This window comes from Inquilinus sp. NPDC058860 (assembly GCF_042743185.1).
GTDB lineage: Bacteria > Pseudomonadota > Alphaproteobacteria > DSM-16000 > Inquilinaceae > Inquilinus.
The window spans coordinates 1-26111 of record NZ_JBHYMS010000068.1; the positions used below are offsets into that span (position 1 = coordinate 1).

Here is a 26111-nt window from a genome sequence, read left to right on the forward strand (position 1 = left end):
ACAACCCCCTCCCCCTGCCCCCCTCCCGCAGGGGGAGGGGGGACTGGAATGCCTTGAGAGACCACACATGACCACCAGCATCGGCGTCGGCCTGATCGGCACCGGCTTCATGGGCGAATGCCATGCCCTGGCCTTCCGGGCCGCGCCCGCGGTGTTCCGCACCCGGCTCGGCGCCCGGCTCGAGATGGTGGCCGACATCAATGCCGGCGCCGCCCGGCGGGCCGCCGACCGCTTCGGCTTCGCCCGCGCCACCGGCGACTGGCAGGAGCTGGTCGCCGACCCGAAGGTCGACCTCGTCGCCGTCACCTCCCCCAACCTGCTGCACAAGCCGATGGCGCTGGCGGCGCTCAAGGCCGGCAAGCACGTCTATTGCGAGAAGCCACTGGCGCTGACCGCCGCCGACGCGGCGGAGATGGCGGCGGCCGCCGCCGAGGCCGGCGTCACCACCATGGTCGGCTACAACTACCTGCGCAGCCCGGCCGTCGCCTTCGCGGCGCAGCTGATCCGTGACGGCGCCATCGGCCGCGTCACCTATTTCCGCGGCGTCAGCGACGAGGATTACATGGCCGACCCGGCCGTGCCGATGTCCTGGCGCTGCCGGCGCGACCAGGCGGGCAGCGGCGCCCTGGGCGACATCGGCTCGCACATCCTCAGCGTGGCGCTGGCCCTGATCGGCCCGGTGGCCGAGGTCTCGGCCGACCAGCGCACGGTGATCGCCGAACGCCCCCTGCCCGCCGCCGGCGAGGGCCGCGAGCGCCGCGACGGCGCCGCCGCGGTCACCGCCGGGACGGCGCAGGTGGAGAACGAGGACCAGACCCACGTCCTGCTGCGCTTCGCCGACGGCACCATCGGCACGGTGGCGACCAGCCGGGTGGCCTGGGGCCGCAAGAACCACCTGGCCTTCGAGGTGTTCGGCACCGCGGGCGCGCTCCTGTTCGACCAGGAGCGGATGAACGAGCTGCAGCTGTTCCAGCCGGGCGCCGTCCCGGGCGACCGCAACGGCTTCCGCACGGTGCTGACCGGCCCGGCCCACCCGCATTACGGCGCCTTCAGCCCCGCCGCCGGCCACGGCCTGGGCTTCAACGACCTCAAGGTGATCGAGGTGGCGCAACTGCTGGATGCGATCGCCGGCGGTCCGGCGGCCTATCCGGATTTTGCGGCAGCCGCGGCGCTGGAACGGGTGAGCGAGGCGATCGGGCGGTCGGCGGCGGAGAGGCGGTGGGTTGGGGTAGGAGAAAATAGTCAGCCATTGGCTCGGCCCGATAGCCTATCCGAGCCCCTCTCATCAGCTCATATAGGTTCCGCACCACGCGGCAAGCGCCGCGAAGTCACGGAATGATTCCTCTGATCTCATTTTATGCGAACAATTCCTCCTCAATACTCGTATTCAGCTCCGAACTGCCTCGAACATTGAACCACCCAAGAGCGTTTAGGTATCTTACGGAAGACGCAACTTCGGGCTCAGGAAGCGGAGGATTTCTCTTCGCCTTCCATTCCCGCACCTTCTCCAGCACATCCGCCTCTGTTGGATCACCTTCAGCGATCAATTCCTTGGCGGCAAAATGTACCGACGCAGCTATCTCCGCATCAATCGTAGACTGGATTCTTAGAAAGAGATCAGCGACCCTCTCAACATTTGGCGTCCACTCCCTCAGCTGACTCTTGTACATATCGCGGGCATCTCTATACGTTGGTCCCGGCCTAACAACAAACATATTTCCTTTCTTTTCTTCAGTAAGGAGTCCGTTGTTCACAAGACGCGAAATTAGCTTTTTTAGACCTTCAGAGAAAGGACCATAACTTCCTTTGGTATACTCCAAGCCGGTCGGTAGCCCAGCTTCGGTCGCAAAGTAAGCGATCTTTTGGAAGGTCGTTCGACCAACCGGCCAATGATATGGCTCGCGATAGATCCTTGACACAATCCCAACCAAGGCGACCGCCGCCGCACTTATCCGAATATCATCTGGCCGAGAGCGATCAGCCTGCTGGACTCCACCTACTCCTTGAAGAAATTCAGGCGTTAGTTGATTTTCGGGCGTACCCAGCGGAGCATAAAGCTCCACAGGCACTTCGAGTCGCGACAGATGCCGATAAAGCGTTGGCCCCACCACATTCCAGTCCAGTTGGCCATTCCCACAACCAAGAGGAGGAACTGCTAGAGACGTAATTCCCCATTCTCTATAATGAGCTTCCAAATATTCCAAACCCTCCACGATATCAGAAATCCGGGAGACAGCTCTCCAGTGATCTTTGGTAGGAAAATTCAGAACCCACTTTCCCATCAAATCTTTATAAAGATAAGGCTCGCCAAGCCGAACTCGACCAGCTTTACAACGGTCAACATAATCCTTGTACATCTCTGGAAACTTACTCTTGAACGCCAGCGCGATACCTTTTCCCATGACTCCGACGCAGTTTACAGTGTTCACGAGCGTCTGCGCCCTTGACGTCATCATATCACCGATCTTCACTGTGATATTACGCATCGGCCACCCCTACTTATATCCGAAGAACAAGTCGCCATTTTCGGCGATCTGTATTTCAATCCCTAACGCCTTTATCTTCGCGCCAGCAGCTTCGCTACAAACATAGGTCCTCAGAACGAAGCTGAATGGAACGTGATGCGGCACGAGAACCTCCGCACATTTCGCAGATTTCTTTCTCCAAGCCTCCACCTGATCTGGGTCAGTCCAGTCTTTAGCAAAGGTTCGATCCCTATTTACAAGCTTCAACCCAGACACCCCAGCACCAAATCGAACATAGTTCGAAGCAGCATTCTGATCGGTCACAACAGTACCCGGAAGATCGACAACCGAGCCGTTCAGAGAGAGAACACATAAACTCGATCGTTCCGGGAGACGCTTAAAGAGCATGGGATTTCTAGCACAGACATACAAATTAACATAGTCATGAAGCGAAAGTCCTCCAGGAACAACCTTCTTCGCCCTGATTTCTTGCACCTCCGGCATCGCAATTGATGTCGACACAAGTCCCCTAACCCGTCGATTACTTAGTAGGCCGTTTTTTACAATCGACGAAAGATTCGATATCGGCGTTATGTAGTGCAGCTCTTCGAGTTCTGCTCGCTCCATGACTGGTCAACTCAGATTGATAAGGCTAACGCATTTGGCGGTCGTACCATTAGCGCCTTCCTTGCCGGAGCCATACCTCGAACGCGCGCCGAAGAAGCTCAGATTGCGTGATGCCATTTTGGGCAGCCGCAACCTTGAATTCCTTCTTAAAGCGCGATGACACACGAAAGTTGAGCGCCACGACATTGTGATGGGCGGGATCAGCCGCCTTCTCAACAACCGCGCTTTGCTCCCTTCCATCGACAGAACGATGTCGGCGATCTATCTGAACAGCCATACTTTTCGGGCTTCTCACCGATCAGAGATACGAATCACGCTTGCACGCAAGCAAGATAGCACGAAATGCATATGCAAGAATCTCGACGCAATTTTTCGAGAGGAGTGAGGAACGGGCCGGGCAGCACCGCCACCCCGGCCTCGGCCAGCGCCGCGCGCACCGCCGCCTTGTCGTCGACCACCAGCCCGAAGTGCCTTCCGTCGTCCGGCCCCTGGCGGCGGCCCTGCTGCAGCGCCAGGAACTGGTCGCCCAGGTCGACGAAAGCCATGCCTTCGGAGCGGCCGCGCAGGGTGAAGTCGAACAGCCTTCCGTAGAAGGCCAGCGCCTCGTCGATGTCGCCGACCTCGATCGCGACATGGTTGAACCCGACGGCACGGGCCTTGGGGGCGCGGGCCTTGCGCATCTCGGGCACGGCGGTGTCCTCCGGCTGCCTGGCCCGCAGGATACCGCCGCGGCGCCGGGACGGCCAAGCGGAGCCGGCCGCATGGCGATCCCGCGCCAGGGATGGTCGCGCCCGGGGTGGCCATCACCGGCGCGGGCCGGCACAGTCGCGCCCGGCAGTGGCGGCGCATCCGGCGCCGGCCGGCCGACCGAGACGCGGAGAGACTGATGGCAACGATCGTGAAGCTGGGCGCCCCCACCGGCGAGCCCATCACCGCCGACCTCGACGGCTGGCGCGTGGTCGAAGGCAAGCCGACCATGCAGACCTGGGTGCAGCACACCTCCGCCGACGGGTCGATGCTGTCCGGCACCTGGGCGGCGACGCCGGGCAGCTGGCACGCCACCTACACCGAATACGAATTCGTCCACATCATCCGCGGCCGCATCACCATCACGCCGGACGGCGGCACCCCGGTCCAGGTCGGCCCCGGCGACGCCTTCGTCGTCGAGCCCGGCTTCAGCGGCGTCTGGCGGATCGAGGAGGCCGTGCTGAAGCATTTCGACATCAAGCGCGCCTGACCCGGCCCGGCTGAAGGCCCCCGCCCGGGGGCATTTTCACAACGCTCGTCCCTCGCCGTCATTGCGAGAAGGCGAAGCCGACGAAGCAATCCAGGGGGCCACAGTGAGCGGCCCCTGGATTGCTTCGCTGCGCTCGCAATGATGGTATCGGAATTCTGAAAGGTCCCACCCCGCGGGAGGGGCCATGGCCGCTCCGGTCCCGCGGCAGGCCCGACGGGCGGCTCGGCGCCTCCACGGCAGGCCGCCGCCTAGCGCCCCTTCAGCAACTTCCTGATCTCGCTGGGTTTGCCGAGCGACTTGACGGTCGACCCGACGGTCTTGAACTGGGTCTGCAGGCCCTTGAACGCCTTCCCCGCCTCGGAAACGCTCTTCTGGACCGTCGCCACCGTGTCGCCCAGCCCCTTGAACTCCTTCTTCAGGTCGGAGGCGATGCCGTAGACCGTCTGGGCCCGGCCCTCGACGACCTTGACCCTGTGTTCCAGAGCCTCGACCTGCTTTCGCAGCTCGGCCACAGCCTGGTCGTCTGCCATTCGAGCCCCCTGTCAGGATGGATGGACGATCGCACCGAACCTCTCCGACCGTATCGGCCCGGCCCTCGCCCGGCCAATGTTCCCGCGGCATGCCGGCATGCGCGGGACGGTCATTGCCGGCGCCGGCGGTCTGCCTCTCCTCTCCATGAAAAAGAACCGTCATGGCGAGCCCCGCAGAGGCGCGGCCATCCAGCCGCACCGGCCCTGAGGTTGCGACGACCATTCGACCGGGATGCGATTCTGCTGGCTTAATTGTTCCCTATTTGTTCTAATGGGGAGATGATCGATGCTGCGATCAATGCCGGGACTCCCTCCGCCGCCTCGCCGGCCACGGACGAGGCCGACCTCGCGATGCTGTCCCGCATGGCCGCTCTCGCCGAGGCGCTGGCCACGGGCTTCCAGGCTCAAGGACTCGCCGCCCTCAAGGCCGGCGATCTCGACCGTGCCGGCAAGGCCGAAGCCGGCTTCAGCAATCTCTTCCTCGGCATCCGCCGTGCCATCGCGCTGAAGGCCAGGCTGCGCCGGCAGCGCGAGGAGGCGCAGCGCAAGGCCACGGCCCACAAGGACCGGCGGCAGGACGAGAAGAACAGCCGGCGCAAGGTCGTCGCCGAAGGCCTGTCCCGCGCCATCGCCGTCGTCAGGCCCGAGGCCCAGGAGCGGCTCACCACCGATCTCTGGGAAAAGCTGACCGAGGACGACCGCATCGATGCCGACTTGGCCGACACCGTCCTGCCGATCGAAACCCTGATCCGGCGCCTGGGCCGTCAGATCGGCCTTGCCGACAGCGCCCTCGCCTACGGCCTCGACCCCGACCGGGCGAGGGCCCTGGCGGCCGCCGCGAAGGCATGGAGCCCCGCCGTCGCACCGGCCGGTGACGACGCCGACCCGGAGGAGGAGACCGACGAGGCCGACACCGAATCCAGGTCCCTTTGCTGCATCGCCGCCGCCGATCTCGGCCTCCCGGGGGAGTCCTACCTGGTCAGGATCGACACCGGCGAGGTCTTCGACGACGACGACAATGTCATCATGAGGCTGCCCGTACCCGACAATCCCTGGCAAGCCGGTGCCAGCGACGTCATCAGGCGGGCCGCACGAGCCATAGCCGCCGAACGCGCCGTGCCGCCCGAACCAGATCCACCGCCGGACGACCCGGAGGAAGCCGAATTCCAGCACCGGGCCGCCTATGCCAAGCAGCACGGCATCACGCTGGTCAGGCCGGCCCGACTCGCGGCACGCGACGGCTGACGCCGGCGCGCGCCCGCTGCCCGTCCGAAAGCGCCGGCTTCGCCGCCGGGATCGTCGCGCCCCGGGAGGAACCGGCATGACCCCGCCTCGATCCGCCGCCCTATGCCAAAGCCGCCGGCAGCTCGGCATAGCTCGGTGCCAGGCGGCGCAGCAGGGCGGCGGCCGCGGCGTCGTCGCCGGCCACCAGCGGGTGCTGCAGCGCGCCGATCAGCCGGGCCTGGCGGTCCATGATCCGCGCCGCCTCCCCTCGCCCGATCCGCGCCAGGCAGGCGGCGGCGTCGGCGACGCGGCGGGCGCCGACCTGGACGGCGAAATGGACCAGATGGCTGCGCAGCCCGCGGTCGCAGCCGGCCTCGATCATCCCGGCCAGGCGCTCCGCCGCCTCGGCGTTGCCGATCGTGCCGGCGGGCAGGTGCCGGCCCTCCGCCATCGACAGCCACCGCCGTGCCGCCGGCAGCGAGGCCTCGATCACCTCCTCCTCCGTCACCGCCCGCAGCTGCCGGAAGCCGGTGCGCAGGGTGAAGGGCGTGGCGTAGTCGACCGTTTCGGCCCGCCAGGCGGCGACGAAATCGTCGACCGGCAGCGTGGCATAGGGATAGCCCTGCGGGTCATGCATCAGCACTTGGCCCCCGGCCAGGCCGAGGACGACGACGTAGTGGTCGGCGCCGATCGGCCCGGTCATGCCGGGCTGGTGGCGCAGATGCCCCATCTCCACCGGGCCGACCCAGACCGGCCCGTCGGCCAGCGCCGCCGCGAGCGCCGCCAGCGCCTGCTCCGCCGTGCCGCCGCGGCGCACCGAGGAGGTCCAGCCCAGCGCGGCGAGGGCGCCGTCGAAGCCGGCCTCCGGCGTCCAGCCATAGGGGTCGAAGAACGGCAGGGTGCCACCGACCAGTTGCATGCCGAAGGGGCCGCCGGCGGCGAACTCGATCACCGCGGTGGACGGCGCGCGGTCGCCGAACATCATCGCGAAGGAATTCGCATAGCAATAGGGGCCGGAGCCGATATAGGGCACATGCGTCATGGCCTCGTGCCTCTGAATTCAGCATTGACGCACAACAAGAGCAGGAAATTCAAAAAATCTGTCAACAAGAAATATCTATTTGAAAATATTCGGCCGCGGAACTGAAAATGAATTTTCTGGAATTCACGATCATGAATTTGTTTTCACCCACACCAAGCGGCCGCCGGCCATGCCGGGCACTTCGGCGCGCACCCCGGGCGGAACGCCGTTCTCGCGGATGCCGTTGTCCCGGGTGGAAGGGGCCCCGGAACCGAGGAGACGACGGTGAGCGAGAATCTGAGCCGCGCATCCCTCCCGAAGGAGCTCGAGCGGATGCTGGAGCATGTCTACCGCGAGTGGGATCGGGCCTGGTCCGAGGACGACCTCGAGGCGATGATCGCCCTCTACGCCCCCGACGCGGTGCTGGAGAGCCCGCTGGTGGCCCATCTGCTGGGCCGGCCGGACGGGGTGCTGCGCGGCCGCGACCGGATCAAGGCGCTGCTGGACAAGGCCGCTCCGCGCAAGCCCGACCGGCGCAGCTTCCACCGCCGCGGCTATTTCACCGACGGCCGGACGCTGGTGTGGGAATACCCGCGGGCCACGCCCGACGGCGAGCAGATGGATTTCTTCGAGGTGATGGAGATCGAGGACGGGCTGATCCGCCAGCACCGCGTCTACTGGGGCTGGCGCGGCGTGGAGATCATCAAGGCCGACGCCTACCACAAGGGCGGGGGCGCCTGACCGCAGGCCGGGCGCTATCCCACCGCCTCGACCGCCATCCCCGCCGCCTTCCAGTCGAGGAAGCCGTCGCGCAGCCGCCGCGCGGCGAGGCCGTGGGCGCGCAGCGCGGCGACCGCCTCGACCGACAGCACGCAGTAAGGGCCGCGGCAATAGGCCACGATCTCCTGCCCGGGCGGCAGCTCGGCCAGGCGGCGCTCCAGCGATTCGACCGGGATGTTCAGCGCGCCGGGCAGGTGGCCCAGCGCGAACTCCTCCTCCGGCCGCACGTCGAGCAGCGTCACCCCGCCCTCGCGCAGCCGCTCCACGAGCTCCTCGCGCGACAGGCCCTCCAGCCGCTCCGGCCGGCCCAGGCTGTCGGCGACCACGCCCTGGATCTCCGCCCGCCGGTGCCCCGCTTGGCGACGGAGTGCGGCGAGCAGCGGCACGATCGGGCCGCCGCCCAGCCGGTACAGCACGCGCTTGCCGTCGCGCCGCGAATCGACCAGCCCGGCCCGCCGCAGATGCTGCAGATGCTGCGAGGCGTTGGCGACGGAGAGGCCGGCGAGCTCGGCCAGCCGCTCCACCGGCCGCTCGCCCTGGCCGATCTGCTCCAGCAGCATCAGGCGATGGGCATGGCCGAGGGTGCGGGCGAGCTCCGCCAGCTCGGCAGTGATCAGGGTCTGGGCGTCGGTCATTGACAGGAGGCTAGCATCGCGCAATCAATCAAGCAAATTATTGAACGATTGCCAGTGGAAGGGCTCGACGGATGGGCGAAGGGTTGGAATTCGGGCTGCGGGCGGTGGCGATCGGGGCCGGCGCCACGGTCGTCGCCGACCTGTGGACGGCGCTGCTGGCGCGGCTGACCGGCGTGCCGGGGCTGGACTGGGCCATGGTCGGCCGCTGGGTCGGGCATTTCCCGCACGGCCGCTTCAGGCATGACGGCATCGGCCGGGCGGCGCCGGTCGCGGGCGAGCGCGCCCTCGGCTGGGCCGTCCATTACGGCACCGGCATCGTCTTCGCGGCCCTGCTGCTGGCGCTGTGCGGCCTGGGCTGGGCGCGCGACCCGACGCCGGCGCCGGCGCTGGCCTTCGGCCTCGTCACCGTGGCCGCGCCGTTCCTGCTGATGCAGCCGGCCCTGGGCGCCGGCATCGCGGCGTCGAAGACGCCGAACCCGGCCACGGCGAGGCTGCGGAGCCTGACGACCCACGCGGCATTCGGCCTTGGCCTCTATCTCGCCGCCCTGGTGACGGCGCGGCTGATCGGGGCGTGAGGGCGCGCGCATCAGGTTCGGTGCGGCCGTGTCTTCTCCAGCGGCACGGCGTTGCGGTCGCGCCCCGCGAGTTGCACCCGCCAGGGCGGGGTCAGATTCGGCAGGTGCCCGTCCCGCGCCAGCGTGGCGGCGGCCCAGGTGGTGTCGGCCAGGGCGCAGCCCTGGGCCCGCAGCCGGACCGACAACATGTGCTCGTTGAGGATCGCGACCGCCTTCTGCTCGAAGAAATCGAGCGTGCCGGCCGTCAGCTCGAAGCGCGAATGCCATTCTGTCCCTTGCCCGGTGCCGGTGCCGAGCAGCCAGTCCGCCACATAGCGCTTGTAGTTCTCGGACATCGGCGCATCGGCCCGGAACGGCGCCGCCGGATCACCCAAGAAAAGCGCGGCCCGCTGCGCCGGGCCGACCGAGACCAGCGACCCCAGCCGCCGCAGTTCCATCGGAGGCAGGAACAAGAAGGAGGAGCGGACCCAGTGCTGCGACACATCCGCCAGGAAGGTTACCGGCTCATCGTAATAGTCGATATGGCCGCAGGCGATGCGCAGCCTCGCCACCTCGGCCAGAAGGGCGGCGTCAAAGCGCTTGAGGTAGCCGGTGTAGAGCGTGTCGAAGGCCGAGGTGGCGAGGTGGACGAGGTCGTAGCCGTCGAGTTCGGGACCGACGAAGCGGAGCCCTTCGTCCCAGGCGGAGAACTCCCAGGCCGAGTTGTCGCCGCCGATCACCGTGATGCCGCCGCGTTCCGGTTCGACGCTGCCTTGCGGCAGGGCGTTGTCGATCACCACTGTTCGACGGGCAACGCCGGGCATGCGGCGACGGAAGATCTCTTCGATCCGCGGCAGAGCTGCGGCGTATTTCTCCGTTCCGTGCCGAGCCATCAGCGTCAGGACACCCAGCCCGCCCGCACCGCCCCGGCCCCAGCGCAGCACGCGCCGGACCGTTTCCTTCAAGGAAGCCGACGCTCTTCCTGTTGCACCCGGCGGCAGGGCCGCCTCACAAGCCTGACGGATTGGCCGGGGTCGCCCCGACGGACTCGGTCTCCGCCACCTTCATTAGGTACTTGCCGTAGCCGCTCTTCTCCAGCTTCCGGCCCTGGGCGATCAGCTGCTCGCGGTCGATGAAGCCCTGGAGATAGGCGATCTCCTCCGGGCAGGCGACCCGAAGGCCTTGGCGCCGCTCCAGCGTCTGCACGTAGCTGGCGGCCTCGAGCAGGCTGTCATGCGTGCCCATGTCGAACCAGGCGAAGCCGCGGCCCATCCGCTCGACGTTCAGCCGTCCGCGCTCAAGATAGACGCGGTTGACGTCGGTGATTTCGAGCTCGCCGCGGGCCGAGGGCTTCAGGTTGGCGGCGATGTCGACCACATCCGAGTCGTAAAAGTAGAGGCCGGTGACCGCCCAGTTGGAAGTCGGGTTGCGCGGCTTCTCCTCGATTGCCGCGGCCCGGCCGTCGGCGCCGAAATTGACCACGCCGTAGCGTTCCGGGTCGTCAACGTAATAGGCGAAGACCGAAGCGCCGGACGGCTGCCCGGCGGCCGAGGCCAACAGCTCCGGCAGGCCGTGGCCGTGATAGATGTTGTCACCGAGGATCAGGGCGGATGGGCCGCCGGCGACGAAATCAGCGCCGATGATGTAGGCCTGGGCCAGCCCGTCGGGGCTCGGCTGCACCGCGTATTCGAAGGTCATGCCCCATTGCGAGCCGTCGCCGAGCAGCCGCTGGAACTGCGGCATGTCGTGCGGGGTGGAGATGACCAGCACCTCGCGGATCCCGGCCAGCATCAGCACGCTGAGCGGGTAGTAGATCATCGGCTTGTCGTAGACCGGCATCAGCTGCTTGGAGGTTGCGAGCGTCAGCGGGTGCAGCCGGGTGCCGCTGCCGCCGGCGAGGATGATGCCTTTCATGGGAACTCCGAGTCCAAGGGATGATCATGCCGACTGATTGGCGGGAGGCTATCGTATAACCAGACTGGTGATGTCTTGGCCTGTCTCCTACCACGGCTGGGATTTTGAAGTAGGGTCGTTCAGGGAAAGCTGTAGATGGATTGGCACAGAGTGTTCTACAGCCGTCTGGGCGGAGGAAAAGAGAAGGTTGGCAATTCCAAACGCGTCAGACTCCGGCGCACCACATCGCGGAAGTTCTCATAAGACAGCCGGGCCTCAGCGAAGCGATGGGTCTCTACGGCCAACTTGGCCCACAACTCACGGTCAGAATGGATCTTGACGATGTGGTCGGCGAACTCATCGGGATTATCCGCGATCAATACGCCGGCGCCGCTCGCAAGATGCATGCCTTCGGCTGCGATCGAACTGATCACGCAAGGCAAGCCGTTGCAAAGGCTTGAGGCGACCTTGCCCTTTGCACCGGCTCCGATACGCAACGGGGCGATGCTGAGCCTGAGGGCGTCAAACCAGTCCTCGATCGACGGCAAGGACCCCAGATACTTCACATTGCCTTCAACGCCTTTCAGAACATGCTCCGGCAAGTTGGATCCAACGATCTGGAAGACGAGCGAGGGGTCCCGGCTCCGCACTTTCGGCCAGATATCCCGAAGGAAATACTCCACCGCGTCGATATTCGGGGTGTGCTCAAAACCGCCAACGAAACCGATGCCGACTCTCTGTTCAAACGGGTTGGAGCCGCGCCGGATATCACGCGCGAGAGGCAAAACGGCAGTGGTACAGCCTGGCACAGACGCCTGCAGAATCTCTTCCTCAGTCGAGGACACAACGAATGTCAGGTCGGACTTGGCGACCAGGGCCTCCTCGCGATCGCGCGTCCGCTCGTATGCCTTGAACATTTCCGGATCATTGGCAACCTGCGCCATCCGTCGCTCTCGGAGGAAATGGAGGTCCACGGTGTTGAAAATGATTTTGGCGTGGGGACAGTTGTAGCGGATCAGCTCCAAATATTGGCCGCCTGCTGCGACGCGAGTGAGCACGAACAGATCTACGCGCTGCCCTTGTTGCTCAATGAAGGCCTGAACATTTGGTGCATCCTCCAATCCCACCGGGCTGGCGCCAAGCGCGCGGAGCTCTTCGATATAGTATGGGTCCCGCGGACGCTTCGCTTCGACGGCGAACACCACGTGGTATCCGCACTCCAGCAGGCTGCGGACCAGATTGACCGCATCCACCGATCCAGAGTCTCGATCCGGCTCCGGCCAATGGTGATCAATGATCATGGCAACCGGCTTGGACACGCCCTGAAGACAGGGCGCCGCCTCGGAAACCGGGAGTGCCGCCGATGGCGGACGGCTGGCCTTGAGCGGATCCCGCGGGACCAGAGGGTCGGACCCGCCACCGCGGCGTCGGCGCCAGAACCGTTTGCGGAATGGCCGCCGGATCTCTCGAACGATCCTTTTCAGCAGAGACTTCTTGTTCAAACGAGCGACAAGCGCTGACAACTGGCTCTCAATCTGTGAAAGCCGAGCAACGGCTGCCCCATTGCTCTGTTGTAGCTTGCGATGCTTTTGCTCAACATCCTCCTGCAACAGGATCAGCCTCGAATCCAGCGCCGAACCAAGCCGATCGATCCCTTGCGCCACGGCCGCCAGATCGCGATTTGCGGCCGCCAGTTCCTCCCCATGGCGCCGCTGATCGATCTCAAGGCCGCGCGCTAAACCCTCCAGATTTTGAGTCGTCGCAAGTGCCTCCCCGTGGCGCTGCTGGCTGGCTTCAAGACCTTGCGCCAAGGCTGCGAGACCCTCAGAAACTTCGTTTCGGTGCGAAACCGCGAGTTTCTCCGCACGCTGCAAATTCAACTCGATGCTGCGAATCCTCTGGCTCAGCCCTTGCAGACTATCGTCGATGATGGCGGGGGGCATGAAGGGCGCCGGGGGTTGATCAGTCTTCTCGACCAGCTTGAAAACCTTCGGCTCGCAGGTCGCGACAACATTGGTGAAGAAGCCTTCCTGATCGGCATCAGTCGGCAGGTCCGCGATAAGAGAACCCACACCGCTATCCGTCAATTCGAAGACGCGATAACCGATATCGCGCAACGAATTCAGATAGCTCTCTGGCTCAATTCCGCTGACTTTACGCAACCAAGCGGGAAAGAATTCCGAAACCAGAAATGGCTTGTCGCGCTTGAGGAGGCCGAGGCCTCCAGCAAGGACCATCGCCTCGGCTCCCTCGACGTCGATCTTGATCAGATCAACTGGCTTCTCGAATGAGAAATCATCGAGGCGCCGAATCTTGACTTTGCCATAAGCGATCGCTTCAGGTTCCAATTCCCCGCGGACCAGAAAGCTATGGCCCGGATTGCGTTCCGACGGGACGGCCGCAATCTCCATCTCGCCTTCAGCATTTCCGAGAGCCACATTGTGAAAGATGCAGCGCTCCAACATGCCATTCGCCGCGACCGAGTCCCTGAGTCGCCGCATGAGGTCGAACCTGGGTTCGAAGGCATAGACACGCCCTTCGGGCCCGACCTTGTGTGCGCCTAGAACCGTGAACCAGCCAATATTGGCGCCGATGTCGACGAAACAGTCGCCAGCGCCCAATTGCGAGAGCACGAACTGCGTTTCCACCGCTTCCCAATCGTCGCGTAGTGCCCCGAGACCGACACCAAGGTCCATAAGATTGAGCCACAGCCGAAGACCATGCCGGATCTCGGCGCAAACCCAGCGCTCGGTCGAGGCCGGCAGATCGCCCAAAGTCGCGCGGCGGCGGCATTCCTCGGAGCGCAGTAGTTCTGCCCCCAGAGCTGCGAGACTCGGATAGCTCCGCCAATGCTCCAGAACCGCTTCGTTTTCGGGCTCCCGCCCGAGAACGATCCGACATGCTGAGAGGACATCTTCACGCTCGAGCATTCTGGCCTCTTTTGAGCAACGCTCTCACCGTGGGCTCCCTCTCCATCCAGGCGACGGTCCGGGAAATGGCCTCCGTCCAGTGCGTTTCAGCGCTCCAGCACAAATCACTGTGGGCACGGCGTACGTCGAGAATGTTGACGGGAACATCGGCCTTCCGCCCGGGTCGATAGATCTTGCCCGGGTGCTTCACCCCCATGGCTTGGACAGCGGCATCGATTACCTCATCGACGGTCATGCCGACGCCCGAACCGATATTGAAAATCGTATGCTTCCCCGTATAGGCCGCAGCCTTAACGAAGGCGCCGGCGACATCGTCGACAAAAACGTAGTCGCGTGTCACCGACCCATCGCCCCAGATGTCAGTGGGCTCGCCCATCAGCAATTTCAGAAGTGTCGCCGCGATCAGGCCTTGCCGGCCGAGCGGATCCTGGTAAGGACCGAATGGATTCGAAATCCTCAGGATCACGTGCTCCAGACCATAGAGATAGTTGTGGAGAAAAAGGTAGTTTTCAACCGCAACCTTATTCGCGCCATAAGCACTGATCGGGCGGGTTGGGGCCGTTTCCCTGATAGGCAATTCCTCCGGGATGCCATACACCGCGCCTCCAGACGAAGCGAATACGATCCGGCGAACACCGGCCGCCGAACAAAGCTCCAGAAGGCGGATTGTCCCGGCAACGCTTGCTTCAAGATCACTGATCGGCGCGGAATTTGATCGCTCCGGCGTGCTGCCTGCCGCAAGGTGAAAGACGATTTCCATGCCCTCGACCGCGCGAGCAACGGCCATCTGATCCGCGAAGTCGGCATGAATCCAGGGATGAGACGTTTCCGGAGCTTCAAACCGGCTCAGCCGCCCAAACCCGCGCACCTGCGCGCCTTCACGCTGCAACGCACCGATCAATGCCCGCCCCAGAAACCCCCCGCCTCCGAGAACCAGGCAGGGCACGCCGTTCAAACCGCCGGGCATGGGACACTGACCCTGGAGCGAAGATGCGCATCCATTTCCGAAACCATCCGCTCGATTGAAAACTGTCTCGCCTTTGTCGCACCTTCCTGACCAACCTTCCCGGCCAGACCCGGCGTTTCGAGGAGCCGGAGCACGGCTGCTGCCAATTGCTTGGAATCACCCTTCGGAAATAACAGGCCAGTCTCACCTTCCTGCACAATCTCCAGATTGCCGCCTATCGCCGATGCCACGACCGGAATCCCGGACGCCATTGCGTGAATTAGGGTCAGCGAGAACGGCTCGTAGAGCGATGGGAACAGGAATACGTCGTGTTGAGCGAAGACGCGCGGAAGGTTCTCCGGACTCACCCGCCCCACATACTCAACGTTATCCGTACATCCGCGCACCGCGGCCAATTCGTACAGGCTGGCGATGTATGCCTTATCCGTCGCATCTCCAACGACACTAAGCCGCCAGTCCATCTCGGGCCGTTCCTGGATCAGATCGGCGAGCGCGGCAATTGCGGTGTGCACACCCTTGATTTCAACGACCCGACTGGCGAACAGCAATCTTATGCTGCGCCCAGCTGCCGCAGGACTTCCACGAGCAGGAGCACCAACGTCTGACGCAGGCAGATCGACGCCGTTGTGGATGACTTGGCTGTTGGAGAAACTCACGCCGGCCGCGAGATAAAAAGATCGAACGAATTCTGCCCCGAAGATGGCGGAGCAGGTCTCTGGCAGGGCCTGCACATGTGTGGGCGGCTGAAGAAACGATACTTCCGGCTCAGCCCCATAGACGGTCCGCGAAAAATAGCTATGGACAAAATCCTGATTGAGTATCGAGGCCAGCCAGTTATCGGTCAGCATTACGACGACAGGCGTCCCACAACCACCGAGAAAATTGAAAAACTTCTTGTCGAGTCCGTACAGATTCCAGCAAAAAATGACGTCAGGGCGAGCCCGCCGCAGCGCCTCTTGCGCGGCGTCAATATTCCGCTCGACAATCGCATTATAACGAAACGAGGGCTGGTCAAACGGATCATAGATCGTTTTGCCGACCAGCAGGCGAAGCGCCTGGTGGATCTGCTGGCCAGGATACTCCGCAACTTTTCCGCCATAACAGCTCGTCAGGACCGACACGTCATGGCCACTCGCGGCGAGCCGTGTCGCCACATCCCAACACAATTCCTCGTAGCCGCCGATCTTATTTGGAGGAAAGAGATTCGAGACAAAAAGCGTACGCATTAGACCAAGGCCGCCACTTGCGACATAAAGTCTGAACGCCCGATCAATTCATCATCGAGTGCGCGTGTTTCGTAGCGTTTCATCTGGACAACAGCGTATTCTGCCGCTTTACGCAAGCCGTGACGATCGAGTGTATCTCGGATATCGGACATTCGAGCATCCCGAAAGCCAATATCCCCATGATATCGTTGGAAAATATAAAAGGCAATGCAGAGCGCCCATTCCGCCCGGACTTTCTGATGGTTTTCCGTGATGGTGTTGTGACTATGAAACCGGTAGCGCAGCAGCGGGCGGTCGATAAAGCAGAAGCGCAGTCGCATAGCTGCGCAACGCAACGCAAACTCAAGATCGTGAGCGTAGCGCAAAGGCGCAAACCCTCCCAAATTGGTGAATACACTGCGCCTAAGAAAGAAGTTTGACGTCGTCATTAGGTAATTTGCCTCGATCAGCGAGGAAGCCACATCCCGCCGCCGTCTGAATCCGTTTAGCGCGTCGTCGAACCAGGGATTGAGAATTTCCTTTCCAGCCCCATCCATGAAGGAGATAGAGGAAGACGCAACATCAGAACCACCGTCGAGATCGAGTGCCCGAGTGAGTGCCGCAAAACGACCCTCGCAGAATGCGTCGTCCGAATTCAGGATGGTAATGAATTCGCCAGTGGCAAGCGAAAGGCCACGGTTGATGGTCGCGTGCGCACCCCGATTCTGCTGACGAATGACAGTAACTCTGGAATCAATCTTGGAGAATTCTTCAGCGACGTCAGCAGACCGATCCTGCGACCCGTCATCGAGGATAATGAGTTCCTTGAGTACCTCCCCCTGCTCAAGAACGCTGCGGATGGCTTCCGCCACATACTTCTCGTGATTGTACAGGGGGATGATCGTCGAAACCCTGGCCTCGGACACTATGGACAATCCCTTCAAATTCCCAGAGTTGGTTTGCTTAGGCAACCCGATCCTGCCCGATCGGTGGATCTGAGCCCGCATGCTGCAGCCTGGATCGGCATCGGTTGGCCGAAGTAGGCTTGATCGGGCATCTTATGGTCAAGGCTCGCGTGAGGTCTGCGAGTGCTGTAGAGAGCCGGATATCGGCGACCTCCCTCTATCTCCGCCGCTGGCCCGAACGGTCCAGCCAGGCCAGCACCCGCCCCAGCAACGGCAACCTTTCGAACACTCGGGTCCGGCGCAGGCGGCCAAGACCCGCGACCTTCACCGCGTGCTGCCGCCCCTCTTTCGACCATCTGACGGCAAGCAGCAGATCGGCCTTGGTCATGCGGCCGGCCTCCAGAGCCTGGACATAGATCTTGCACCGTTCCGGCTCAGCGTCCTGCCGCAGCAGCCCCCGATGGACGGCCTCGACGAAAGCATCGCCCTCCAGCCGCAGAAATTCCTCCAGGGCATACTTCCGCTTGGCCGGGAATATGTCCGCTGCCGAGGTCTGTCCGAGGGGGTATCGGCGAGCCGCTTCTGCCTGGATGAGGGCCATGATTTCGTTGACATCGAGGGGCTGACCCGATGCGGTCATGCCCTCGATCCTGCGCGATCGATGCTTTCGCCGAACCGATCGGCCAGCGCGGCCCAATCATAGCACTCCTCCACCAGGCGCCGCGATGCAGCAACCCGTTTCGCCAACACCGGACCGCCGATTTCCGCCTGGAGTTTCCGCAGGGCATCAGGAAAACCATCGATCTCGCTCAACTGCAGGTGGACGCCATCCGCGACGGCCAAGCCACGTGCGCCCTGCCTCGTCGATATGACCGGCACTCCCGCAGCAAGATAATCCAGCATCTTCAAATTGGTTCCGGATCCGCCCATCATCGGATTCAAGGCGCCGTCAGCCACCCCCAATGTCGTGGCCTTGACCCCATCGTCAACCTCGCCCATCAACCCGACATTCGGTGGAATCGGCCGCCCGTCGGAATGCTTACAGACACTTCCCAGGATCAGGAAGCGCATATCAGGGCATTCCGGTGCGAAGCGAAGGATGGCATCGAGCGCATCGCAATTCGGCTTGTGTCGGCTGCCCAGGAATACGACGGTTGCGGTTCCGTCCAGCCCGAGGCGACCTTTGGCAGCCTGCCGTGCTTCCGGCCCGACATATTCGACCGTATCGAGATCGACGCCGTTCGGGATTTCGGTAATCCGCGCTTCCGGCACACCGAAGTTCTGCCGAAACGCCAAGCCGTCATCTGCCGAACAGACGATCAGGCGCTCGCTCCCATCGCAGCAGGCGCGCTCAACCCGCTCCGTCTCCGCCAAGAGTTCGCGTGCTGTCGTCGTGTCGGGCAACATCATCCGCTTCAACGTCATCTCGACATTGTGCGCTTCATACCAGATCGGCCCATCCATCAACTCGCGCAGGAGAGGGAAAAGATACGGATGTGACGCGATTGCGATTCCGGCATCAGCAACTGAGGCCCGCAAGGCCCGTCCATAGTCCGGGGTGAGGTGGATCAGCCTGGGCATCGCCACATCGGCCAGCGGAACGCCCGGCACATCGTGGGAGAGCTCCAGCTCTGCGTTGCGATGGGCCCGGGACTTCGGAATCCGGACTTCCCGAAGGCCGGGCGCGATTTCACGATCCGATGGCAGGTCGTTGGCATTGGTGACGCAAATGATCTCTACCGGCCGGGTCTCAGCCAAATGCCGGTAGAGATGAAAAATCCGGCTCTGCCCACCCCCTCGCGGTGGCCAGATCGGAAAGGTTACGGCAACGCTGATCTTGCGATGCGACACCCCGCCTCCTCAGCCGCCAGAAAAAGAAGCAGCGACAGGCCTGTTCATCGCGCTGTCTATATCGGCACCCTTACAGACTGCCGCGTACAGATCCCGCGCGGTTTCATCCCAACCGCGCAGGGTCGCGACGCGAATTCGCCCCTCGCACGCCGCAACATGGCTCGGCTCTCGGATCGCGCGCGCGATGACCCGATACATATCCTCCGGATCCTGCGGGTCGATGTAATCGGCCAGGTCACCCCCGACCTGCGGCATCGACGAGGTCTTCGAGGCGATGCAGTGCTTGCCGAACCACAGGCTTTCGCCGATCGGCAACCCCCAGCCTTCGTACAGGCTGGGGAACACGGTGAACAGGCAATGCCGGTAAAGGAAGGCCAACTCGGCGTCCGTCGGCGTCTCGGCCACCGCGACCGTGCCGCCGAGATTGCCGGTCCGTGCCAGAAGGTCGAACAGATCCTCGGTGCGCCAGCCGCGCTGGCCGGCCAGGACCAAGCGAGGCAGCCGCGGCCCCAGCTCCGACCGCAGCCGGTCCCACGCCTGGACCAGGGCACAGGCGTTCTTGCGCACCTCGATCGTGCCGACGCACAGCACGAACGGCGTCTCCGCGATCGCGCGCATGGCGGCCCCGACCGCGGCGCCGTCCGCCGCGTCGCCGGCGAATTCGTGGGCCAGCGGAGTGACCCTGGTGGGAATGCTCGTTCCGGCGGCCGGCAGGGCCTCCCTGAGATCCGCCTCGGTCTGGTCCGAAACACAGAGGAAGCCGGACACGTAGTCCGGGACGCGGTCGAGGAAACGGCGGAACTCGACCTCGTGTCCCGGCTTCGCCAGTTCCGGCAGCTTCACCGGAATGACGTCGTGGATCAGCTGGAACACTGCATTGCCCGCCGCCTTGCGCGCGGTGAGGAAGGCGATGTACGGGTCGTTGCGGAGCGTCGGCACCGGCACGAAGATGCGATCGGACGGAGTCAAGGTCGGCCGAGACAGGCGCCGGCCGAAGCCGGACGCGCGCCCCAGCCGCCAGCGCAATCGGCCGAGCTTCGCCGCCAGCCGGCGCAACGGGGTCCGATCCACCGTCCCCGCGTCGTAGGGAATCGCCATGTCGCGGACGAACTCGGCGTGGCGGGCCTCGAAGCGGTAGTCCGGATCGAGGAAGGACAGGTCGATCTCGACCACCTGCCGCAGCTTCGGATGCCAAGCGATGCCGCGGATCGCGTCCGCCCCATGCGTCGCCACCATATGGCCCACCACCCGCAGCACCACACGCTGCACGCCGGTCACGGTGGTGTGGCCGCGCGCATGCGCCAGGATCGGCGTCATGTCGCAGAAGAGACGCGATGGCCGCTCGCCCGCCGCCCGGGGGCCCATTCTATCCCGCCACCGCCACGGCCGGTCGTGCCTCGGCGTCCTCGTCGTCCGCCGTCTGCATCGTCCACAGCCGGGCGTAGAGGCCGCCGCGCTGCAGCAGTTCGGCATGGCTGCCGGTCTCGACGACCTGGCCCTGGTCCATGACATAGATCAGGTCGGCGCCGCGCACGGTCGAGAGGCGGTGCGCGATCATCAGCGTGGTGCGGCCGACCATCAGGCGGGTCAGCGCATCCTGCACCTGGCGCTCGCTCTCGGTGTCCAGCGCCGAGGTCGCCTCGTCGAGCAGCAGGATCGGCGCATTCTTCAGCATGGCGCGGGCGATCGACAGGCGCTGACGCTGCCCGCCCGACAGCCGCACGCCGTGCTCGCCGATCTGGGTATCGTAACCCTGCGGCAGGGCGAGGATGAAGTCGTGCGCCGCCGCGGCCCGGGCCGCGGCCTCGATCTCCTCCTGGCTCGCCCCCGGACGGGCATAGGCGATGTTGTCGCGCACCGTCGCGTCGAACAGCGTCGTTTCCTGGCTGACCAGGCCGATCTGCTCGCGCAGGGAGTGCTGGGTGACCTGGCGGATGTCGTGGCCGTCGATCCGGACCGTGCCGGAGGACGGGTCGTAGAAGCGCGGAATCAGGTTGAGCAGCGTCGATTTTCCGGCGCCGGAGGGACCGACCAGGGCCACCGTCTTGCCGGCCGGGATCTCGATCGAAACGCCCCGCAGGGCCGGAATGGCGGGGCCGTAGGAGAAATGCACATCCTCCAGCCCGATCGTCCCGGATACCCGGTCGAGCACGGCGGCGCCCGGCGCATCCACGATGCTGGGCCGCGTGTCGATCATGGCGAAGATGCCTTCCGCCGCGGTGATGCCCTGCTGGACCGATCCCCAGGTGTTCACCACCCGCTTCAAGGGATCGTAGGTCAGCATCAGCGCCAGGACGAAAGCGAAGAAGGAGCCGGTGGTCCGGCTGCCGGCGATCACCTGTGCGCCGCCGTAATAGATCACGGCAGCGATGGCAACGCCCGACAGCGCCTCCATGAACGGCGCATTGTACGACTTGATCTTGGTCATGCGCTGCATCACGCGCGACACCGACCAGACGATCTTCTCGGTGGCGGCGATGGTCCGCTGCTCGGCGTTGTAGGCCTTGACGTGGCGGATGCCCTGGAACACCTGGGTGAGATAGCTGGTCATCTCGCCCATGCCGAACTGCGACTTGCGGGTGACCTTCCGCAGGTCACGCCCGACCTTGATCAGCGGATAGACGGAGAGCGGGAACGTGACGGAGGCGATCAGCGCCAGCTTCCAGTCCTGGTAGAACATGGCCGCGACGAGGCCGACCAGCGTCATCGCGTCCCGGCCGATCGCGGCTGCGCTGGTCGATACCGCGCTCAGCACCGCCTGGACATTGAAGGTGAACTGGCTGACCAGATGGCCTGACGCCGTGGCGTGGAAGCTGGCGAGATCGTCCCAGATCTTGCTGCGGAACATGCGCATCTGAAGGTCGCCGACGATGCGGCGGCCGATGCTGTTCATCACCACGGTGAAGCCGTAGGTGGCACCGCCACGCACGAAGAAGACGGCGATCACCAGGAGCGAGATCGGCACCAGAAGGTCCGACTGCCGGTTGGTGAAGATACCGTCCAGGATGTGCTGGCTGACGAACGGGATGGCCGAACTCGCCACTGCCGTCGCCCCGAGGCACAGGAAGGCCAGCACGAAGCGCCAGAAATGGCCCTTCATGTGCTCGCGCATCATGCGCTTTGCGATCTGCCAGTCGCCCGGCTGCCCGTCGGCCTGTGGTCTCTTGCTCATGCGGTGCTCATATAGCGCTGTCCGGCCGATCCGCCAAATGACAGTCGCGTCAGGCGCCAATGCGAACACGGCGCCCGCAGCCCGCCACGGGCCGCTTGTCGCGGCTGCGGCGGGCGGGCGCCCCGTTCCGTTTCGGCAGCGGCGGCCGGCCTGCGACAGGCGGCCGCGCCTCCGCGCGAAGATCTCTCAGCGGCGATAGGTGCCGCGGGCGATGGCGTCGAAATCGGCCGGGCCGATGCCCAGCTCGTCCATCTCGCGCCGGTCGAGCTTCAGCAGCTCGTCATAGATCCGGTTGTACGCGCGGCGCTCGGCGACGCGCTGCGCGACGGCGCCGCGGAGACGGGCGAAGAAGCCGGCGCGGCGGGCGGGAGCGGGAGCGAAGTCCAGGACGTCGATATGCATACTTACCTCATCTGCCGGCATCGCCGGCCCTCATGTTTTTTCCTTGTGCCCCTTTAATGTATGACGTTCGGGCCGCGGCAGGATCGGCCTTTTTGCAGCGCAGCAATGGTAAGCATGCATGACATGACTTTGCCCGATCGGTCCCAGGTCGGCCCTCGACCCGCGCCAGAGAATTGCGAAATCCTGATGTGAAACTCAGAGATCCACAGACCGCATGGCGCAGTTCATTGACCTGCCGGGTACGGCGCGATATCTAAAGGGCCACGGACCGGCCCACCGCAGACGGGCCCGCGGCGATTTGATGGGAAGCAGCTTGCGCCCGCGTCACCAACCGCTAAAGCGCCACGATGCAGGTCGTGGTTCCCTCGGCGAGACGAGGCAGGACACGACGATGACCAGGACGGCCCTTCACAGCCCTTTCGCGCACCGGACGCCTGCCACAGGGCGGGCGGCCGCGGCGCCGATGCGCTGTCGCCGCGCCTGATCCGGGCTGTCGCCCGCGGCCGCCCTGCCTCGCCGGCCGGCCGTCCTCCGCCCCGCACAGATCCACTGATCCGGCACCGTCCATGATCCGTCTCGAGTCCATCTCCAAGATCTTCACCCGCGCGGGCCAAGCCTCGGTCACCGCGCTGGCCGACGTCTCCCTGACCATCGAGCGCGGCGAGATCTTCGGCGTGATCGGGCCCAGCGGCGCCGGCAAGTCGACCCTGATCCGCCTGATCAACCTGCTGGAGCGGCCGACCAGCGGCACCGTCACCGTCGACGGCACCGAGCTGACGGCCCTGCCGGAGGCGGCGCTCCGGGCCGAGCGGCGGAAGATCGGCATGATCTTCCAGCATTTCGCCCTGCTCTCCTCCCGCACCGTGTTCGCCAACGTCGCCCTGCCGCTGGAGCTGGCCGGGCTCGACCGCCGCAGCATCGCAGCGCGGGTCGACCGGCTCTTGGAGCTTGTCGGGCTAACCGACAAGCGCGACCGCTACCCAGCCGAGCTGTCGGGCGGCCAGAAGCAGCGCGTCGGCATCGCCCGGGCGCTCGCCAGCGAGCCCAGCGTGCTGCTGTGCGACGAGGCGACCTCCGCCCTCGACCCCGAGACCACGGCGTCGATCCTGCAGCTCCTGGCCAGGATCAACCGCGAGCTGGGCCTGACCATCGTGCTGATCACCCATGAGATGGCGGTGATCAAGGCGATCTGCCACCGCGTCGCGGTGCTGGAGCAGGGCCGCGTGATCGAGGAGGCGCGGGTGTTCGACCTGTTCACCCGGCCGCAGACCGCGACGGCCCGCGCCTTCGTCGCCAGCGTCACCGGCGCCGAGCTGCCGGAGGCTCTGGCCGCCAAGCTGTCCGGGCGGCCTCTGGCCGGCGGCGAGACCGTGCTGCGGCTGGTCTTCGCCGGATCCCAGGCCGGCACCACCGCGCTGGGCCAGCTGGCCCGCCGCCTGGGCATCGACGCGGCACTGCTGCACGGCCGGGTCGACAGCGTGCAGGGCGCCCCCTTCGGCACCCTGATCGTCGCCGTGCCGGGCGGGCCGGAGACGGCGCGGCCGGCGATCGATTTCCTCACTTCCCTCAAGCTTTCCGTCGAGGTTCTGGGCCATGTCCCCGCAACTCTTCGCGCTGCTGGCTGACGCCGCCTGGGCGACGCTGTACATGGTCGCGGTCTCGGCCGCGATCGGCACCCTCCTGGGCGGCCCGATCGGCATCTGGCTGGCGACCAGCGGCAAGGGCGAGCTGTTCGCGGCGCCGGCGGCCAACCGCATCGTCGGCCTGGTGGTCAACGCCACCCGCTCCACCCCCTTCATCATCCTGGTGGTGGCGATCATCCCCTTCACCCGGCTGGTCGCCGGCACCTCGATCGGCACCACGGCGGCGATCGTGCCGCTGACCATCGCCTGCGTGCCCTTCATCGCCCGGATCATCGAGGCGGCGGTGCGCGAGGTCGACCAGAGCCTGGTCGAGGCCGCCAAGGCGATGGGCGCCTCGTCGCTGCAGATCGTGCGCAAGGTGCTGGTGCCCGAGGCGATGCCCGCCATCGTGCTGGGCCTGACCCTGACCGTGGTCAGCCTGATCGGCTATTCCGCCATGGTGGGCGCGGTCGGCGGCGGCGGCCTGGGCGACCTCGGCATCCGCTACGGCTATCAGCGCTTCATGCCGGACATGATGGCCGCGGTCGTGATCGTGCTGATCCTGTTCGTGCAGGCGGTGCAGATGGCCGGCGACCGGCTGGCCCGCCGCGTCAACAAGCGGCAACGCGCCGGACTCTGACAGAGGCCGCCGGGGGTGCCCGGCGGTTCGGCCTAAGGGCCGGCCCGCAGTCGCGGGCTGGGCTTTCTGATATGAGGGGAAGACAATGAGCCTGAAGACGATTCTGGCCGCGGCGGCGCTCGCGCTGGCCACGGGCGGCGCCGGGGCGGCATTCGCCGAGACCGTGAAGATCGGCGTCACGCCGGGACCGCATGCCGAGATCCTGGAGCAGGTGAAGCCGATCGCGCAGGCCAAGGGCCTCGACATCGAGATCGTCGAGTTCTCGGACTATGTCGTGCCCAACGCCGCGCTCGATTCCGGCGAGCTCGACGCCAACTCCTTCCAGCACGAGCCCTATCTGGTGAACGAGATCGATAAGCGCGGCTACAAGATCAGCAAGGTGGCCAACACCGTCACCTTTCCGATCGGCATCTACTCGAAGAAGATCAAGGCGATCGGCGAGCTGCGCGACGGCGCCACCGTCGGCATCCCGAACGACCCGACCAATGGCGGCCGCGTCCTGCTGCTGCTGCAGTCCGCCGGCCTGATCAGACTGGCCGACGGCGTCGGGCTGAAGCCGAGCGTGGCCGACATCGCCGAGAACCCGAAGAAGCTGGAGATCGTCGAGCTGGACGCGGCGCAGCTGCCGCGGTCGCTGGACGACACCGACATCTCGGCGATCAATACCAACTACGCGGTCGAGGCCGGCCTCGACCCGGCCAAGGACGCGATCCTGCGCGAGGCGGCGGACAGCCCCTATGTCAACATCATCGCAGTGCAGACCGCGCGCAAGGACGAGCCCTGGGTCAAGACCCTGGTCGAGAGCTATCATACCGACGCGGTGAAGCAGTTTCTGGCGGATCGCTTCAAGGGCGCCGTGATCGCCGGCTGGTAGGCGCGGAGAGAATCTGACGCGAAGGGCGCGCGGCCGCGGGGTCGCGCGCCCTTCCTGCCCTGCGGCTCAATCCTCGCCCGGGCCGCTGTCGAGGGAGTGGCGGCCGCCGCCGGTGCCGGCGATGAACAGCAGGCCGCCGAGCACGGCGAGGTTGCTCATGAAGATCGCGAAATCGAGCTCGAACCGGTCCGGCGGCGCGTCCCAGAAGCCGTGGAAGAGCACGGTGGCGACGATGGTGAAGCCGGCCAGGGCCAGGGCCGCGAGCCGGGTGTGCCAGCCGAGCAGCAGGAGGGCGCCGGCGACGATCTGCAGCGCCGCGGCGCCGCCGAGCAGCAGCTCGGGCTCCGGCAGGCCGCGGCTCTGCACCATCGCCACCATCGAGGCCCATTCCGGGATCTTGGAGATACCGGCGGCGAAGAACACCAGCGCCAGGCAGAGGCGCCCGGCGAGTTGCACGAGATCGAGCCCTGAATTCCGCTCGGTGTTGCGTATGACCATGGTCGAGGACATGAAACGGTTCGCTTGTGCTGTCGTTATGCCGCCAAGCTAACCGCATCATTGTGGCCGCGCCGTGTCC

26 protein-coding genes are annotated in these 26111 nt (G+C 64.9%); 8 read left to right on the forward strand and 18 right to left on the reverse strand.

The features are described from left to right. Positions 1-67 precede the first annotated feature (67 nt). Positions 68-1339 carry a Gfo/Idh/MocA family protein gene (locus tag ACFW16_RS31155; RefSeq protein ID WP_380312623.1) on the forward strand — a complete coding sequence of 424 codons (1272 nt, stop codon included), beginning with the start codon at positions 68-70 and terminating at the stop codon, positions 1337-1339. A gap of 16 nt (positions 1340-1355) precedes the next feature. On the opposite strand, the gene ACFW16_RS31160 is transcribed toward ACFW16_RS31155, so the two are convergent. The 3 genes from ACFW16_RS31160 to ACFW16_RS31170 form a co-directional block, all read right to left on the reverse strand. Then, positions 1356-2486: a macro domain-containing protein gene (locus tag ACFW16_RS31160; protein ID WP_380312625.1), complete on the reverse strand. Its 1131-nt coding sequence runs from the start codon at positions 2484-2486 to the stop codon at positions 1356-1358. Positions 2487-2495: 9 nt separating this feature from the next. Beyond that, positions 2496-3092: a DUF4433 domain-containing protein gene (locus ACFW16_RS31165; RefSeq protein WP_380312627.1), complete on the reverse strand. Its 597-nt coding sequence runs from the start codon at positions 3090-3092 to the stop codon at positions 2496-2498. Positions 3093-3403: 311 nt separating this feature from the next. After that, positions 3404-3772, reverse strand: coding sequence for a VOC family protein (locus ACFW16_RS31170; protein WP_380312629.1), 369 nt, complete (start codon positions 3770-3772; stop codon positions 3404-3406). A gap of 206 nt (positions 3773-3978) precedes the next feature. Here ACFW16_RS31170 and ACFW16_RS31175 point away from each other — a divergent pair, with 206 nt between their 5' ends. After that, entirely contained in the window at positions 3979-4329 is a 351-nt protein-coding gene (locus ACFW16_RS31175; protein WP_380312631.1) for a cupin domain-containing protein, read from the forward strand. Positions 4330-4577: 248 nt separating this feature from the next. On the opposite strand, the gene ACFW16_RS31180 is transcribed toward ACFW16_RS31175, so the two are convergent. Continuing rightward, complete coding sequence (locus ACFW16_RS31180; RefSeq protein ID WP_380312633.1) at positions 4578-4859, reverse strand: hypothetical protein; 282 nt, start codon at positions 4857-4859, stop codon at positions 4578-4580. Positions 4860-5111: 252 nt separating this feature from the next. Between ACFW16_RS31180 and ACFW16_RS31185 the strand changes: the two genes are divergently transcribed. Further along, positions 5112-6104, forward strand: coding sequence for a hypothetical protein (locus ACFW16_RS31185; protein WP_380312635.1), 993 nt, complete (start codon positions 5112-5114; stop codon positions 6102-6104). Between the two features lie 100 nt (positions 6105-6204). Here ACFW16_RS31185 and ACFW16_RS31190 read toward each other — a convergent pair whose 3' ends face one another. Continuing rightward, positions 6205-7125 (reverse strand): hypothetical protein, encoded by a 921-nt coding sequence (locus ACFW16_RS31190; RefSeq protein ID WP_380312637.1) that lies wholly within the window; start codon positions 7123-7125, stop codon positions 6205-6207. Positions 7126-7389: 264 nt separating this feature from the next. Here ACFW16_RS31190 and ACFW16_RS31195 point away from each other — a divergent pair, with 264 nt between their 5' ends. Continuing rightward, the gene (locus ACFW16_RS31195; protein ID WP_380312639.1) at positions 7390-7845 is read left to right on the forward strand and encodes a nuclear transport factor 2 family protein; all 456 of its coding nucleotides are present in this window, start codon (positions 7390-7392) and stop codon (positions 7843-7845) included. Positions 7846-7859: 14 nt separating this feature from the next. On the opposite strand, the gene ACFW16_RS31200 is transcribed toward ACFW16_RS31195, so the two are convergent. Beyond that, positions 7860-8519 carry an ArsR/SmtB family transcription factor gene (locus ACFW16_RS31200; protein WP_380312641.1) on the reverse strand — a complete coding sequence of 220 codons (660 nt, stop codon included), beginning with the start codon at positions 8517-8519 and terminating at the stop codon, positions 7860-7862. Between the two features lie 71 nt (positions 8520-8590). Here ACFW16_RS31200 and ACFW16_RS31205 point away from each other — a divergent pair, with 71 nt between their 5' ends. Further along, on the forward strand, positions 8591-9094 hold the full coding sequence (locus tag ACFW16_RS31205) for a DUF2938 domain-containing protein (RefSeq protein WP_380312643.1): 504 nt from the start codon (positions 8591-8593) through the stop codon (positions 9092-9094). An 11-nt stretch (positions 9095-9105) separates the two neighbouring features. On the opposite strand, the gene ACFW16_RS31210 is transcribed toward ACFW16_RS31205, so the two are convergent. From ACFW16_RS31210 to ACFW16_RS31260, 11 genes are all read right to left on the reverse strand, one after another. Further along, a complete protein-coding gene (locus ACFW16_RS31210) occupies positions 9106-10038 on the reverse strand; it encodes a hypothetical protein (protein ID WP_380312645.1) in 933 nt (310 codons plus the stop codon). Between the two features lie 43 nt (positions 10039-10081). Beyond that, positions 10082-10987 (reverse strand): glucose-1-phosphate thymidylyltransferase RfbA, encoded by a 906-nt coding sequence (rfbA, locus tag ACFW16_RS31215; protein ID WP_380312647.1) that lies wholly within the window; start codon positions 10985-10987, stop codon positions 10082-10084. Between the two features lie 155 nt (positions 10988-11142). Continuing rightward, a complete protein-coding gene (locus ACFW16_RS31220; RefSeq protein WP_380312649.1) occupies positions 11143-13896 on the reverse strand; it encodes an FkbM family methyltransferase in 2754 nt (917 codons plus the stop codon). After that, entirely contained in the window at positions 13883-14863 is a 981-nt protein-coding gene (locus tag ACFW16_RS31225; RefSeq protein ID WP_380312651.1) for an NAD-dependent epimerase/dehydratase family protein, read from the reverse strand. The genes ACFW16_RS31220 and ACFW16_RS31225 overlap by 14 nt, the downstream gene beginning before the upstream one ends. After that, a complete protein-coding gene (locus ACFW16_RS31230) occupies positions 14848-16089 on the reverse strand; it encodes a glycosyltransferase family 4 protein (RefSeq protein WP_380312653.1) in 1242 nt (413 codons plus the stop codon). The genes ACFW16_RS31225 and ACFW16_RS31230 overlap by 16 nt, the downstream gene beginning before the upstream one ends. After that, complete coding sequence (locus ACFW16_RS31235; protein WP_380312655.1) at positions 16089-17075, reverse strand: glycosyltransferase family 2 protein; 987 nt, start codon at positions 17073-17075, stop codon at positions 16089-16091. Before ACFW16_RS31235 ends, ACFW16_RS31230 begins: the two co-directional genes overlap by 1 nt. Before the next feature lie 115 nt (positions 17076-17190). Next, on the reverse strand, positions 17191-17613 hold the full coding sequence (locus ACFW16_RS31240) for a hypothetical protein (protein WP_380312657.1): 423 nt from the start codon (positions 17611-17613) through the stop codon (positions 17191-17193). Continuing rightward, positions 17610-18824, reverse strand: coding sequence for a glycosyltransferase family 4 protein (locus ACFW16_RS31245; RefSeq protein WP_380312659.1), 1215 nt, complete (start codon positions 18822-18824; stop codon positions 17610-17612). The genes ACFW16_RS31240 and ACFW16_RS31245 overlap by 4 nt, the downstream gene beginning before the upstream one ends. 9 nt (positions 18825-18833) lie before the next feature. Then, complete coding sequence (locus ACFW16_RS31250; protein WP_380312661.1) at positions 18834-20141, reverse strand: glycosyltransferase family 4 protein; 1308 nt, start codon at positions 20139-20141, stop codon at positions 18834-18836. A 49-nt stretch (positions 20142-20190) separates the two neighbouring features. Beyond that, a complete protein-coding gene (locus tag ACFW16_RS31255) occupies positions 20191-21996 on the reverse strand; it encodes an ABC transporter ATP-binding protein (protein WP_380312664.1) in 1806 nt (601 codons plus the stop codon). A gap of 186 nt (positions 21997-22182) precedes the next feature. Beyond that, a complete protein-coding gene (locus ACFW16_RS31260; RefSeq protein ID WP_380312668.1) occupies positions 22183-22398 on the reverse strand; it encodes a DUF1127 domain-containing protein in 216 nt (71 codons plus the stop codon). Between the two features lie 566 nt (positions 22399-22964). On the opposite strand from ACFW16_RS31260, the gene ACFW16_RS31265 reads away from it, so the two are divergent. The 3 genes from ACFW16_RS31265 (at position 22965) to ACFW16_RS31275 (ending at position 25534) form a co-directional block, all read left to right on the forward strand. Next, entirely contained in the window at positions 22965-24023 is a 1059-nt protein-coding gene (locus ACFW16_RS31265; RefSeq protein ID WP_380312670.1) for a methionine ABC transporter ATP-binding protein, read from the forward strand. After that, the gene (locus ACFW16_RS31270) at positions 23992-24660 is read left to right on the forward strand and encodes a methionine ABC transporter permease (protein WP_380312672.1); all 669 of its coding nucleotides are present in this window, start codon (positions 23992-23994) and stop codon (positions 24658-24660) included. Before ACFW16_RS31265 ends, ACFW16_RS31270 begins: the two co-directional genes overlap by 32 nt. Before the next feature lie 85 nt (positions 24661-24745). Then, the gene (locus ACFW16_RS31275; RefSeq protein ID WP_380312674.1) at positions 24746-25534 is read left to right on the forward strand and encodes a MetQ/NlpA family ABC transporter substrate-binding protein; all 789 of its coding nucleotides are present in this window, start codon (positions 24746-24748) and stop codon (positions 25532-25534) included. Between the two features lie 66 nt (positions 25535-25600). On the opposite strand, the gene ACFW16_RS31280 is transcribed toward ACFW16_RS31275, so the two are convergent. Further along, positions 25601-26044, reverse strand: a complete 444-nt coding sequence (locus ACFW16_RS31280; protein WP_380312677.1) for a DoxX family protein — start codon at positions 26042-26044, stop codon at positions 25601-25603. Positions 26045-26111: the final 67 nt, after the last annotated feature.